The organism is Mucilaginibacter pankratovii (assembly GCF_014773265.1).
In the GTDB taxonomy this organism is placed as follows: Bacteria; Bacteroidota; Bacteroidia; order Sphingobacteriales; family Sphingobacteriaceae; genus Mucilaginibacter; species Mucilaginibacter pankratovii.
In genome coordinates, this window is the sequence record NZ_JACWMY010000002.1 from 600,185 (window position 1) to 615,694 (window position 15,510).

Consider the following 15,510-nt stretch of genomic DNA (forward strand, 5'->3'; position numbering starts at 1 on the left):
GAATACCGTAAATTAAAATTACGCAATCGTTACCGATTGTGGCAATAACCGGGCTGTAGAAGTTTTGTGTTATTCATAAAAAAAGCCGGCAAGCGAAATACGCTACCGGCTTTAACTCAACCAATATATGAACCAATAATTATTCTGTTTTTCTGAGCCTGATGCTTCTGAACTGCAAACGGCTACCCTGCACTAATCCACTTTTTCATTCCAGAAGGTAAATTCACTGATGTTGCTATAGTTACTATCGTTTGTGGTTACGTGTTTAATGCGTACACGGATGTACCTTACCGAAGGCACCGTGTCGAAATCAAATTTCTGCGCGTTCTGGCCATCATCGGTTCTGCGTATATCCTTCAACAGTGTCCATCCCTTGGCAGTCATTTCGGCCGGCCATCCGCTGTCGCGCGGCGACAGGCTTGTTTCTGCACCGGTAATATCCGCTATCCCCCAAACTTCAAACTGATCTGGATTATTGCAGCAGCTACGCCCGGTTTCTTCTACCGATGTAAGCTTTTTATACACTTTACCCATATCAAAAGTTATTGCATGCGGCATGCCATGGCTACCATCGCTATGGAATACATCCGGGTACCCCTGCGGGCCAACCGACCCGTCCCACAATTTGCGCACCGTGGTGTTGGAGTCGTAGATCCCGGCATCGCCAGGTAAAGGGTTCTCCCTGAATAACGACTTATCGCATACGGCAATAAATCTGATGGTGGGGAAGGTAGCTTTTTCCAGCGTAGTGAATACGTCAGCCGCGTTGGAGGCTGGTACGTAAGCCGATTGATACTTTACCACCGTTCCAAATTTAAAATCGGGCAGATTAATGGCATTGTTCTTTGGCAGCAAGGTTGCGGTGTTTAACCCGCCGGTATTGGTATTGTATTCTATGGATGTAGATACGTTACCACTATCCGGCTGAATAAAATTAAGATCTACCGATCCATCAGGGCGCACCATATACGGGTTTGCTATATTATAACCACGGTTAAGCAGGGTAGACTGGTAAACAGGCCCGTACACACGAACATTGTTCAGATCCTGCCCCACCGAGGTACCGCCGCTGTTATCGTGCGCTACTATCCTGAAGCTATATACATACTCCTTCAGGCCGGGGATGGATACTTTAACGGAGTCGGCCGGGCTGTGGCTTGTAGCATCAAGAGTTAACGAGTCTTTGCCGTTATTCCAGGTGATCACATAATTTTTAATGCTTGGATCGGGGCTGGGGTGCCATACCAATACCGCCCGCAAATTACCGGGGCGATACCCTACGCCGGTTGCCAGGCCCGGATAAGTTACTTCGTGATTATCTAAAAATGTTTTATAGTCATCGGCATACTTTTTACAGCTACCTGTTACTATAAATATGATGGATAAGATAACTATAACACGGAAAATATTTTTCATTGCTTTAATTTATTAGTTAAGGCTTATTGTGTAGGGTCGCCAAATAATGTAATCTCCTTTGCGTTAACATAGTCGAGCCCGGCCCAGGTTTGCGTGCATTGGAAACGGATAAACTTAGCCTTAGGGGCAGTGTTTGGCATTTTAAAATCGACACCTGCCGCGCCGTAGGCTATATCAGCCGCGTTTGCGTTGCCCGGGGGTAAGCCCGACGGAGGGTTTGGATAAACAAAATTGCCCATGTTAACCCAATCGCCAAGTACGGTACCCACAGGCGTGGTTGCTGCCGGCCAGGCCGAATAATCTGCCGGGTTATCTTTCAACGAACCCCAGATGGTGAACTGCCTTGTGTTTTGATAGCCATAAATATCCGACAGCCTGTTATATAACCTAACACGGCTTATTTTTGCGGTAACACCTAATGCAATGGTGCCAATTTTTAGAGGGTTGCTGGTGGTATGCCATCCCGGGTCGCCCAGGTTATCATCAAAAAAGAATTTAAACTCCCAGCCGTAGCCGATAGGGCTATCGGTTGGTAAATGGAAGGTAGAGAACTTCTTCTTATCCAAGGCAACCTCAAACAATGGCGTAAGGGTTTTGAAAACCGTATCGGATATATTCCCAAACCTATCGGTAACAAAAACACCAAACTTTTGAGGAGCCGCCGGGAAACCAAGTGCCGAAACATTGATAGTGTCGCCGGTTAGGTAGGTAGGCTCTTGCTCATCGTATTTATTGGTAGCCGAATTAAAGGTGATAACATGTACGGCTACCGGCACCTTGTTAGGGTTAAACCCAAAGAAGTTAGCACCGCCAAAATCGGGCGTGATAGTCAAATTAGAGTTAATGTACAGGTAATTTGGCGTGGCCGGGTTTACGGTTACGGTAACCGGATCGGACATTACATTGGCCCTGCTTACCGCGTATAAAGTTACCGTGTATTCCTTAGCTCTTGCAAAACCATCAACAATAATGGTATCGGTATAATAACTGGCCTTTGTCTCTCTTGTCCTGGTATCGTTTATATTATAGCGGGCCAAAACGTATAACAGGTTTTTCTCATTTGGTAAGGTATAGGTTAGGCGGGCTGCACCATTAAGGTTCTCTACCTTAACATTGGTTACCGGCCCGGGTTTAGTCTGATCGGTTGATACCACCTGGATGTTAGATTCGGCTTTCTTGCATGATGGCGAAGCCAGCACGATAAGCAACACCGAGACCAGCATATAGCATGCGAAGTACCTGCGTTTAAATATCTTTTTCATAATTTATATTTTAATATTAGTTGTTGCCAAACACATGATTATATAAAACTACTACCAGTACGGATTTTGCGTAAGGTTTTCATTTATAATGACATCCTGCGTTGCAATAGGAAATAAATAATCCTTTACACCAAATACCGGGATAAGAACCGTGCTTGGGCGATAATAAGCGGCAGAACTACCCTCGTTAATGTTCCATCCCTGCAATGGTTTGCTTAAAACTTCCTGCAGTTCTTTCCACCTGCGCAGGTCCCAGCCTATCTGGCCTTCAAACGCTAACTCTATCCTTCTTTCCTGGTGAATGATCTGGCGCAAACCGTCTTTACCGGTGGCTTTCCCCGGGTTGGTTGAATAAGCAGTCCAGGAAGCTTGCACACCCTGCAGGCCCGCCCTCGCCCTAACCATATCAATGTATTTGTATACCTCTGCCGACGGCCCTTCGGCCTCATTAAGCGCTTCGGCGTATAAAAGATACAGGCCCGATAAGCGTATAATAGGCAGCTGATAGCTCACCACATCAAAGGTTTTATCCATTACGGTTTGGTAATTGGCCAGTTTTTTTGGCCAGATGCCGGTAATATTGGTAGAGTTAAAGCTTTTAGGGCCGGCTGTTGCAAAAATACCTTTTGCCTGTACATAAGGTGCGTCATCTTCCTTAAGCTTACCGTTGCCAAACCAAATGCTGCCATCAAATGCTAAGCTGGCGTAATAACGCGGCTCGCGGCCCAAATTACCCTGCGCGGTTTCGTAGCCTTGTTTTATGTAATGCTTATTAGCGTCGTCGCCTGCCTTTGGGGTAAAACGGCCGTTGTAATCAAAGGTTTTATCCTCGTTAATAGGCACGCCCTGTTTGGTGTAAAACAGTTCGGTTTCGGCAATTGGCACCGCCCAGTTGGATGGGTACGTATTTGCCATACTAACAGCATCACTGGTTAACTTAGGCATAACAAATCCCTGGTAACCAAAGCCGTAGTTTAGCGCCCAGATCAGTTCGGGGTTTTGCTCCCATTTGCCGGTTACAGCCGATTGCAGCGTTAAAAGTTTCTTCACCTCGTCTGATGCGTCGCTTACTGCGGTTGTGGGTGGCGCGGTATTTAAATGCAGCCCCCTTGCTTCGCACTCGGTTATGGCCGCCTTTGCCGCGTCTGCTGCTGCCTTCCATTTAGTGGCATCATATCCGGCCGAGAAAAGCAGTTTGCCGCTACGATCTTTAATACCCGCATAATCGGGGTTGCCGTTAAACAGGGGGCTGGCAGCTGTGGCCAACACCTCAGCTTTTACTGACATGGCTATAAACTTAGTGATGCGGCCAAACTCTTTTGTTTGATTTTCTATCACCGGCGGCAGATCGGGTATCGCGGCATCCAGCTGTGATACTACGTAAGCAAACGATTCGTCGGTAGATGAACGCTTCCTTTTTAAAGAATCTGTAGGTGCATCTATCGGGAAACTCTTATCTATTATGATTATCGGGCCATACATGCGCATCAAATAATAATGATAGAATGCTTTCAGGAATTTCACCTCGGCTATCCAGCGCCTCTTTTCCGACTCGCTCAGATCTATCGGCTTATCAATGTTCTCCAGCATGGTGTTACACCTCCTTATGCCCTGGAAGAGGTTAACGTTACCAACGCCGCCGGCGCCCCAGTAATTTAAAACCGGTGAGCCGGTGCTTTGCACGCCTCTGATGAGGTTGAATCCGCTCTGATCAAAAAAAGTGACGCCCAGGTTATTAGGGTAAATAATTTCTGCCGAGGTAGTGAACCCGGCGTTATAAATTACGTTGTTCAGCTGCTGCATGGTAGAGTAGCAACTAAAAAGGTAACTCTCCGCCTCGTTACGGTTCCTGAAAGCATAATCAAGCGTACCTACGTTATCAGGAGCCACGTCCAGGTATTTTTTGCACGACACACCCGTCATACAAAAAAGGGCCATCAGTATATATTTATAATATGATCTCATGTCTTCTCTGTTTTAATCTGTTATGGTTATAAATTAACATTAAGGCCAACATTAAATACTTTTTGGATAGGGTAAGCAAACCCGTTGCCGCCCTGCTCCGGATCCCACATCTTGAAGGGGCTCCAGGTAACCAAATTTAAGCCGTTAAAATATATCCTCAGGTTGTTAAGTTTTAATGCTTTTGATAGGCGGGTAGGTAATGTATAACCTATTTCTAACGATTTTAACCGTAAAAAGCTTGCATCGCGCAGCCACCAGGTGCTGGGCTGCAGGTTATTCTCAATCCCTGCCCTTGTAGTACCCAACCTTGGGTAAGCAGCATACAGGTCTTGATTTTCTTCGCTCCAATGGCTATCGGCAAATTCCTGCAAAACCTGTGTATTACCATACACATAAGCATCCGGGCTTGGAATGAACGGGCTAACACGGGTAGGGTCGACAAAGAAAGATACCCTTGCCTGCCCCTGGAAAAACGCCGACAGATCGAACCCTTTATAACCGGTAGAGAAGCCAAAGCCGTAAACGATCTCCGGTGTTTGCGGGTAACCCAAAAAGGTTAGGTCGAGATTATCTATCTTGCCATCGCCATTTAAGTCGCGATATTTGATATCCCCACCTTTCGGCTTAATACCTGTTCCGCTAAATACCTGCGATGGCGAGTTCATTGCTTCCTGGTCGTCTACAAACAACCTTTCGGCAACATAACCATAACCCCGGCTAATGGGCTGGCCTATAAAGTGCCTCCATGGCTCGTTAAAGTTTGGTTCTTCTATAAAAGTATACTTGTTGGTTGAGTAAGTGAAGTTACCCCTAAAAGACGCCCACAAACCGCTGCTGAAATTTTGTTTGTAATCTGCAGACAAGTCCACGCCTTTGGAATCTACAACACCTAAGTTGGAGCTGATAGCCGATTCAAAACCTTCGCTTGAAGGAACCAGCCTCTGGCGTAAAATATCGTACCGGTGATTTTTATAGATCTCGGCAATAACGTTCAGGTTTTTCAATATCGTAAACTCAACCGCTAAGTTGGTTTGCTTTGAAGTTTCCCAGGTGATATTGTTGTTCTCGTAACTGTTGATGAAAACACCCTTACGCTCGTAGGAATTATTAAAACCAAATTGCGCGTAGTTGGGGCCGTCGACAAAGTTAACGTCAGACTGGTAAAAGAAACGTTGCTGGCCAATGGCATCATTACCCACCTTGCCGAAACTTGCACGTATTTTTAAGCGTTGGATGATATCCGGGTTCCAGAAACTTTCGTTTGATACTACCCATGAGCCGCCAATGGTTGGGAAGAAACCGTAACGGTGCACGGCATTAAAACGCTCCGAACCATTGTAGCCAAAGTTACCTTCTATGAAGTACTTGCTTTTAAAACCGTAGGTTAAGCGGCCCGCCAACCCCAGGTTCCTGAACGGAAGGGAGTATTGTAATGTAGTTTTATTGGTTTTAGGATCTTTTTGGCTGGAATATACAGTTTGCTGAACGGTACCGATCAACGTTGCGTTGATATTATGGTCGCCCAGCTGCTTGTTATAGTCCATAGCGCTTTGCAGATACATGAAAGTATCCGCGTTTGGTTCGTTTTTATTGTATGATAGGTATTCCTGCGCCACGTTGTTGCCCGTTGGCTTAGGGTTAAGCCAGGTTAAAGTGTATTGATCGGTCACCTTATCATACGAGCCGATATTGTAATAAAACGGACTATAAGTTAATTGCGAATCGAAATACGAGTGCCTGTTGGTGTTAAACAGGGTGCGGAATTTTAATCCGTCGGTAAGGAAGTTCAGGTTTTGGTTCAGCTCCAATTGGGCCGACATCCGCGACTCGGAGAAATTCTTATGTCCCCGTAAAAGCGCCGCGTATGGGTTATTGTATAAAATACTATTATTGTCGGCACCATCGGCCTGGCCTACATTACCAAACAATATGTGCTGCGCGTTTGCATTAGCTGCATCGGCAGGGTAAAATGCCGGGAAAAGCACCGGGCTGGTATGAACGGCAATGTTATACAGATCCGATGCGAAGGAACCGTCGCTGGTGAGAGGGCCGCTGTATTCGTTAAAAGTACCTGATAACCTTACAATAACCTCGGTGCTTTTAGTTAAGGCAAGGTTAATGTTAGAGCGTAACTGGTAGTTTTTAAAGCTTACGTTGTTATTGTTATTATTGCGGATATCTGTTTTTAAAACGCCATTATCCTGGTTATAAGTACCGGTAATGTAATAGCGGGCCAATCCGCTGCCACCGCTAACGCTTAAGTTGTTGCGTTGTGTTGTAGCCCTTTTGTTGAACAGCATTTTTAGCCAGTCTACAGCCGGGTAAACATACGGGTTGGCGCCGGGGCCGCCGTTAATTGTATTTTGGGTATTAACTATCTTGCTTTGCGGGAAAGGCAAAGGCAATGCAGGGTCGCGGGTTAGCGAGGCCTCGTTGTACAGGTTCATGTATTCGATAGGGCCAACTATTTGTGGTGTTTGTGTGGCCTGCGATGAAGAATACTCCGACCGGAAATTGATCTTGGCCGGGCCTTCTTTACCTTCCTTTGTACTTACCAGGATAACCCCATTGGCACCCCTTGCTCCGTAAAGAGCAGTCGCGCTTGCATCCTTTAAAATGGAGAAGCTGGCGATATCGTCAACCTGTAACCGGGCAAGGTCTGACGTGGTTAGCTCCACGTTATCTATCAAAATAAGGGGATCTTGCTTGTAGCCGAACGTAGTTACGCCACGCACAAAAAACGAAGCATTATCCTGCCCCGGCTGTCCGCTGCGCTGATAGGAAATAATACCGGCCGCCTGCCCTGCCAGTGCGGCAGTTAAGTTACTTGCGGGTATCTTTAGCTCGCTGGGTTTAATGCTGGTTACCGAACCAACCAAAGCCTCCTTACGCTCCTTTTTACCGAAGGCCGTTATAACTACCTCATCAATCTGGCCCTTGGTTTCGGCAAGGCGGACGTTAAAGATCTTATTAGTAGCAGATACAACAAACGTTTGAGATGTAAAACCTACAAACGAAACCCGAAGGGTCGCGCCATCTTCTACATCTAAGATAAACCGGCCGTTCACATCTGTTAAAGTGCCCACTTTGCTGTTGTTTACAACGGTAACACTAACGCCGGGCAGGGTGATCCCGGTGGTATCGGTAACCTTACCGGTTACGGTAATTTTTGCGGTTTGAGCAAAGGCGGTACCAAAAAACAAGGAGAACACAATAAGCAGTAAGCAGCGCCGCTGGTAAGGGCTGCCCGGCTTTTTTTGCGCTGTTAAAGGTGCTTTACCTAAAATATGAGATTGGTTCATAAAGTTTTGTTCATAAAATTTATTTTTAATCAATCGGGTTTACTCAATCAGTTTCTTGAGGTCTGCTGAATTGTTGCGGGGATATCGATCGGCGCTTTGCAAGTTTTTTGGCAATACAACGCCATCGCCCAGGGCTTCCTGAACTGCACAGCTTGCGATAAAAAACAGCGGTATTGGCCACTCGCCCGGAATTATTACGACCCGGCTTACGTGGCCCGTTGGCTTTCCCCTTAAAATATAAGAGTCAATTTTTTACATAATTAATTGGTTTAGTGAATAATTGGTTTTGTAAATGTATAGTGCAACGGCCGATAAAAAAATGGATTAACTTTCAAAAAAGATAGACAATATTCTGATTTTTAACTTTTTTAAAAAAAAACCTTTAGGGGTGTATCTGGGGATAAAGATAAAGAACCCCTCAGTTTTTGTGTGACAGGTAAAACATTATTGCAGTCAATACCGGCAAAAACAATCGGATTACAAGCCGAAACAGGCTTAAAGAGCAAAATACCTTTTTTGGGATAAGCCCTTATTGCAGATAGACAATATTACGATTATCACATTTTTTGGGCGAATAATTTAGGAGGCGGGTATTAATAGGCCAAATTGAAGATATTTGTCCATTTGACGAGTAACCACGCCACGGTATCCTTTAATTCACCGTTCCGAATTTGTATACGATAATTTCATGGTATTCCTCGCCCGGATGTAACTCAGCAGAAGGGAAATCGGGGTGATTGGGGCTATCCGGATAATACTGGCATTCCAGGCATAAACCGTCGAACGGCTTGTATGGGCGCTTAAAATTCCCCTCGGCTTCACCGTTAAGATAATCACCGGTATAAACCATTACCGATGGATAAGTAGTATACACTTTCAGCGTTCTGCCTGATGTTTTTTCTATCAATTCGGCAGCAGGTTTAAGTACTTTGGCTGCATCGGTCAACACGTAGCAATCATTGAACAGGGCAGTAACCTGGTCGCCAATCATCATTTTACTCTCCAAAGATTCGCCGTTAAAAGCATGTTTCCCCGCCGGTTTTATTTGTCCATTGGGGATATATGACTCGTCTACCTCCAGCATATTATCAGCATAAACTTTAACAGCGTGCCCGAAAACACCCTCGCCTTTTGCCGACAAATTAAAATAAGCATGATTGGTAAAATTAGCTACGGTTTTTTTATCGGTTTGCGCTTTAAAATCTATGGAAAGCTCGTTTTCATCCGTAAAGCGGTAGGTTACGGTAAGCTGGAGGTTGCCGGGGAAGCCGCCGTCGCCATCTTCGCTATGGAGGGTGAAGGATAGGCTATCGTCATGTAACTCATAGTCAAAAACCCGGGTGTTAAACGCCGCGTTACCGCCATGGTTGGTGTTAGGGCCATCGTTGGCGTGTAACTGATAAGCTGTGCCATCTAAAGTAAATTCGGCACCGCCTATCCGGTTTGCAAAACGGCCTATCGTAGCGCCGAGGTAACAAGTATCGTTCACATAATCGTTCAATGCCGGGTAGCCTAACACCACGTTGTCAAAACCACCATCCTTATCGGCAACCACTACCGAAACCACAGTGGCCCCATAGTTAGTTAACTCTACATAAGCGCCTGTAGCATTTTGTAGCCTGAACAGGTAAACCGGGCAACCTGCATGGTCGCCCCACTGGCGATACGATATAGCGGCGGGGCTTTGGATCATGGTAGAGTTTGTTTTAAAGGTCAAGATAAGGTATAAGTTTTTAACTTAACAAATACAGGTTAAATCTTTTTAGCCGGCATTTGTTATTAAGCTAATGTTGGTACTGGATACGGTGTAAACCTCGGTTTTTTATAATTATTTGATTATCAATACCTTACTAAACACACAATGAAATTGTGTAAACTTTTGTAAACTTTTTTATTATTTAGCTTCGGTAAGCTGTACAACCGCGCTGGTTTTATTAGTGCTGATCCCCGGATCAAAACCAACCGTCATCAGGAAATCGCCGGAGTAGGTTTTCTTCCCATCCATCGGTGATGATGAGCCCGGGTAAAGGTTTATTTCCTTTAGGCTGTAGCGTTTGGCAGGGTCCAATCCTTTCAGTTTTATGGGTAGCCTGTTGCCTCGCCCGTAGCGGTTATTAACCAGGTAATTGAAGATCACTGCCGACGTTTTAGTAGTATCTACATACATTACAGCGGCTACACTTTCAGTAACCGGATCTGATAAACGGTATTGGTCGCCCTGCCATATCACCGGTTTTAAGCTGTTATAGTTCTTCACCGCATCCTGGCAAAAAGCAAGATCGTTCCCGGCCAGTTTACTGATAACGATATCAAAACCCAAACGCCCCATCATGGCTACATCCACCCGGAATTTTAGCGGTTGTTTGCCCCAGTCGGTTACGTGGTTAGCGGTAGCCATTGCCGGGTAGAAGTAAGAGTATTCCCACTGCATAAAAATGCGTTCCAGCGGGTCGGTGTTATCGCTTGGCCAAAATTCGGTGAAGTATTGCAGCGCGCCATAGTCAACACGGCCACCACCGCCCGAGCAAAGCATCATGGGCACACTGGGGTATTTTGTGCGGATGCGCTGCAAAACTTTATAAAGCCCACGCACATATTCTACATAAAACCGTGACTGGTCTTTTTTCAGAAAGGTTGAATAAGCGTTATAAATAACCGCGTTGCAATCCCACTTGATGTAAGCCAGGTTGGGGCTTTTAATAAACAGCGAATCTACAATGCTGTATACAAAATCCTGTACTTTGGGGTTAGCCAGATCCAGCACCAGCTGGTTACGGAAATAGTATTCGGGCCGGCCGGCTTGTTTAACCACCCAATCAGGGTGTTTTTTGTAAAGCTCGCTTTGCGGGTTTACCATCTCCGGCTCTATCCATATCCCGAATTTTACACCCGTGTTTTGCGCTTCTTTTACCAGCGAAGCGATGCCATTTGGCAGTTTCTTCACGTTTTCCTGCCAATCGCCCAAACCTGCATGGTCATCATTGCGGGGGAACTTGTTGCCAAACCACCCATCGTCTAACAAAAACAGATCAACGCCGAGCGTTTTGGTGTCTTTTAAAAGCTCCTTCAGTTTACTTTCATTAAAACCGAAGGCAGTAGCCTCCCAGTTGTTGAGCAAAGTTAAACGCGAGCCTTTGCCATCCAGCAGTTTATACTCACGCGCCCAGCGCTGTAATTTGCGACTGGCCTCGCCCTTGCCTTTATCAGAAAGGGTATATAAAAATGGCGGTGTGGTAAACTCTTCTCCCGCTTTAAGCAGATAAGGCGAAGCGTAATTATTGATCCCGGCGATGATCCTCAGGTTATCCTGCGGATCCACCTCCAGGTCGATGCGGAAATTACCGCTCCATTCCAGTGAACCGTAAAGCACGGTCCCCTCATCTTCTGATGCGGGTTTATCAATCGAGATCATGAACACCGATGGCTGGAATAAATTGGCCCGGCTGCCCAGTTTACTGTCGAGAACTTTGATGCCGTGGCTAAGTTCTTTTTCTTCGGGCTGCATCTCTTTGGCCCAGTCGCCATGATACTGCCTTAACCAATAACTTTTGGCCTGCACGTATAAATTTGCCGAAGCGAATTTTTGCAGGCTGATATTGCCTTTCTCCAGGTTTTTGATGGCGCTCCATTGTTCAACCACATCTTCTTTGAAGTATGATTTGTAGTAAAGCGTTACCTCCACATCATAAACCGGGTCTTTCAAATTCACGGTTAGCAAAGCCACATCTTCATCCACTTTAGTGAGCTGGTGGCTCACATATTTCAGATCGAGCGACATATTACCATCTGCATGGGTTACGGCGATGGCCGGTTCAGCCAGGTTACGCGAACCCGCTGTAGTGTAAGCCGAATTGAGCTGCCCACTGTAATCGGCAGAGGATTTGTGCATGGCCGCCACTTCGTTATATTCTTTAGCATCTGCCAGTTTTTTACCGAAATAAACGGTGCTCAGGTTTTTCTCCCCATCTACCTGCAGTAAAAAAGCATGGTGCGCGGTCTCTACAGGAATGGTGATCACCTGCGCGTTTACCGGCTGGGCCGTGGCCAAAAAACAGCCCGCAACTAATGTTGCCGCAGCCTTTTTTAAAGAATAAAATAGATACATATTTTAAATTGATATGGTAGAAGTTGCGCAAACCCTTTAATACCGATGAAGTTTTCAGCTTCACCGGTTCGATGGTTATCGTTGATTGTTGGGTTGCTTTGTTTTTAGTAGCTGGACACGTTCATTTGTTTTTTTGCCATCTCTAAATGGATCTTTGCGCCGGCGTGTGCGGCATCCAGTTGCAGCACTTTTGTAAACATTTCTGTTGCGGCATCAAAATCCTCCAGCCCAAGCAAACCCAAGCCTTGTAAAAAGCTGGTATGGCACAGGTTCCGCAGATTCAGGTCATCATCAAAAATGAGCAGGTTGGGCAGCGATACCGCGAAGTAGTCGATCTTTACAACATCGTTTGCATGGGCTTTGCCGTAAGCCAACAGTTTATTAAAGATGCTTTTCGCCCGTTCCTTATCGCCCAGTTTATTCCAGCTCAGGCCCTGGTAAAAGATCTTATCGGGTTGCTGGTCGTTATAAAAAACAGCGGCAGAAGGCTCATCCAAGCCAACGGTCGACTGGCTAAAAAAAGCTTTAGCTTCATCAGCCTTATTTAAACCTTCATAGGCGCAGCCCAGCCAGTAGTCGATATCGTTTTCCTGCGTGCCGTATAATTTACCTTCCCCTAAGTTATGAGGATAGCTTTTGGCCTGGTTGAGATAGGCAATAGCTTTTTCAAAACCACCATCTTCTATAGCTTGTTTAGCCAGTTGTATTAAACTAAAAATATACTGCCCTGATGCCTTGCCCTCGCCCCCTTCCCATGGGTGGAACTGGCGCTGCATCAGAAGACCTAAGGCTTTATCATATTCGCCCAGCAGGTTATAAAGCGTTACCCGCTCTAAATAAACATCGTCACGCTGCTCCGCTACCGGCAGGTGGTCTTCCAAAAATTTAAGGCGCACACTTACCGGGTAGTTTAAGCGCTTATAAAGCTGATCCAGTTCCATCAATACGCGGGCATCGGTGGTATCCAAAGCAAATGCTTTTTCAAAATACTTCAGCGCTTTCTCAGCATCGTTTTGCTTGTTAAAATAGGCTATCGCCAAATTCCTGAACACGGTTGGGAATTGGGCATCCAGCTTAGCGGCTTTCTCCCAATAGCCGAGTGCATCGTCGTATTGGCGTTTATCGTAAAACAGGTTGCCGAGGTAATATGGCGCTTTGGCATCTGATGGATTTAGCTCCATGGCCAGCTGCAGTATTTTCACCTCATCCAACCGGTTCGGGAAACACAGGTACGGGTCGGCAGCGGCGGCTTTTTCAAACCATTTTTGAGCTTCTTCTTTCAGTCCATTTTTATGGTTTATATAGCCCAGGCTGTAGTAAACCATCGGGTTATTACCCTGTTCTTTTAAAGCCAGTTGCAACAGTTCATCAGCTTCGGTATATAACCCAGCGGAAGCGTAATCGAGGGCGTATTCAATAAAATTCTGGTCATCGTTCCTGCTCAAAGCCAATAGTTCATCCAGGCTTTCGGCGGCTTTCTCCATATTGCCGTCCAGCTTATAAAGTTGCATTTTTTCAAAAACGGCCCCAAGGTTAAAGCTATCGCGCTCCAGTGCTGCATCGACTACTTTAAAGGCTTTATCCAATTGTTGAAGATTGCGCAGCGCGGCAATTTTGATCACATAGGCCTTGCTGTTGTTGGCATTCCTGTCCAGCGATTGGCTGATATGGTCAAGCGCCAATGCAAAGTGCCCGCGGGCTGCATCGGTCTTTGCTACTTCAAAAAAGCCGCTATCCTTCCAGGCGTTGCTCCAGGTAGCTTTGTAGAAAACGGTGTAAGCTTCGTCTGTTTTATCCTGATATTTCAAACACAAGCCAAGGTTGTAGTATGGCTCGCTGTCGTATGGATTTGGGTTGCGCTGGATGCTGGTTTCTACGGCCTTCCTCAAAAATGGTTCCGCTTTGGCAAACTGCCCTTTGCGGATATACCATTTACCCAGAGCGTTGTTATTGCGGATATCTCCCGGTTCGCGGCGGAGTGCTTCCTCGTAATAAGGCACCGGCGAAAACGTGGCATGGCGGTATTGCTCCAAATGTTGTGCCGTTAAAAACAATTGCTCAACGCTCTCCACATCCGCAGGTTCCAAAGCAGGCTTTGCCGGGATAGGCATCTCGTTCTTTTTGTTCTTGGCAGGTTCGTAGCGCAGCACCTCGCGGCTATCTTGCGTGATAATCAACAATAATTCCTGTTCGTTCAAACCTGCATCAACAGTAATGTCCTTAACAAAGACGGCTTCAGGCGTAAGCGTTGCGGTATGTGTCAGCAGATCTTCGCCTTTGTAGCTAAGGCTGATCTGCAGACCTGGTTGCGCCGAGGTTACCTGCACTTTAAGCGTTACCTTATCGCCGGTTTTGCTGAGCGCCAACAAAATATCCTTCGATGCATTTTTCACCATACCTAACTCGCGGTAGGGCAAAAAGTACTGGGTAAAGGTTTTCTCTTCGTTGGGCATCAGCCAGCTAAAATCGGGTTGGTTATCGGTGAAAACGCCTGTCATCAGTTCGATATACGGGCCGTCCTCATCGGTGAGGTTCCTGTCCCAGGCCTGGCCGAAATCGCTGTGGCCCCAGGTCCATTGTTTTTTACCGGGAGATACATGGTGATTGGCCACATGCAGCAGACCGGCTTCGCTATCGTGCTCGTAGCCGCCAACAAAATCATAATCAGAATTGATGGCCATGTACGAGGTTGGCACCGGGATATTTTTATACATCGAGATATCCGTGCCCGGGGAATAATCCACCTTGTAATACGTGCCGGTTGCGATGGGGAAATCAGATACATCGCGCTTGCCATGGTCAAACACCGCGTTCACATCCGGCGGGAATACCGATTGGTAATAGTCGTTCACCTTTACTGCGGGGTTGGCCCACCATAAAAAGGTTTGCGGCAGGGCCGAGCGGTTAAACAGCTTTGCTTTTATTTCGATATAGGCCGTATCCGGGTGCAGGGTAAAACCCGCCATCCCCTTGGTATGGAACATCCGCTCCACCTCGTTCACCCAAACGGTTTTGCTGCCATCGGCGTGTTCTTCCAATTTATAATCAACCGGATCGAAAGTGCTTGGGCGATGGTGCTGCGGCCAGTTAAACTCAATACCGCCCGAGATCCATGGCCCAGTAAGGCCAACCAAAGCCGGCTTAATTACCTGGTTATGGTAAATGAAATGGCGCTGTTTAATTTTATCGAAAGCGGTTTGAATACGCCCGCCCAATTGCGGCAGTATCATCACCTTGAGGTACTTGTTCTCGAGGAATAAGGCAGTGTACGCCTTGTCCTCTTTTTCATCAGCAATTTTTTCGATAACGGGGTTTGGGTAAACCACCCCGCTGCTGCCCTGGTAAACCCGTTTTTCGAAAAACATAGGGTTTTTATCCGGTTTGCCAACACCGTACGTAGGGATAATTACTTGCTCTTCCCAAACGGAAACAGATGAATTTTGCATGTTATATATAATAG

7 protein-coding genes are annotated in these 15,510 nt (G+C 46.2%); all 7 read right to left on the bottom strand.

The window, feature by feature from the left end:
- Positions 1-192 precede the first annotated feature (192 nt).
- Positions 193-1,416, bottom strand: a complete 1,224-nt coding sequence (locus IDJ77_RS05245; protein WP_191187875.1) for a DUF4998 domain-containing protein — start codon at positions 1,414-1,416, stop codon at positions 193-195.
- Positions 1,417-1,439: 23 nt separating this feature from the next.
- Entirely contained in the window at positions 1,440-2,678 is a 1,239-nt protein-coding gene (locus IDJ77_RS05250; protein ID WP_191187876.1) for a DUF4959 domain-containing protein, read from the bottom strand.
- 51 nt (positions 2,679-2,729) lie between these two features.
- A complete protein-coding gene (locus tag IDJ77_RS05255; protein WP_191187877.1) occupies positions 2,730-4,643 on the bottom strand; it encodes a RagB/SusD family nutrient uptake outer membrane protein in 1,914 nt (637 codons plus the stop codon).
- A gap of 26 nt (positions 4,644-4,669) precedes the next feature.
- Positions 4,670-7,945 (bottom strand): SusC/RagA family TonB-linked outer membrane protein, encoded by a 3,276-nt coding sequence (locus IDJ77_RS05260; RefSeq protein WP_191187878.1) that lies wholly within the window; start codon positions 7,943-7,945, stop codon positions 4,670-4,672.
- 652 nt (positions 7,946-8,597) lie between these two features.
- Positions 8,598-9,662: an aldose epimerase family protein gene (locus IDJ77_RS05265; protein WP_191187879.1), complete on the bottom strand. Its 1,065-nt coding sequence runs from the start codon at positions 9,660-9,662 to the stop codon at positions 8,598-8,600.
- 177 nt (positions 9,663-9,839) lie between these two features.
- Positions 9,840-12,050: an alpha-galactosidase gene (locus IDJ77_RS05270; RefSeq protein WP_191187880.1), complete on the bottom strand. Its 2,211-nt coding sequence runs from the start codon at positions 12,048-12,050 to the stop codon at positions 9,840-9,842.
- A 104-nt stretch (positions 12,051-12,154) separates the two neighbouring features.
- Entirely contained in the window at positions 12,155-15,496 is a 3,342-nt protein-coding gene (locus tag IDJ77_RS05275; RefSeq protein WP_191187881.1) for a tetratricopeptide repeat protein, read from the bottom strand.
- Between the last annotated feature and the right edge of the window lie 14 nt (positions 15,497-15,510).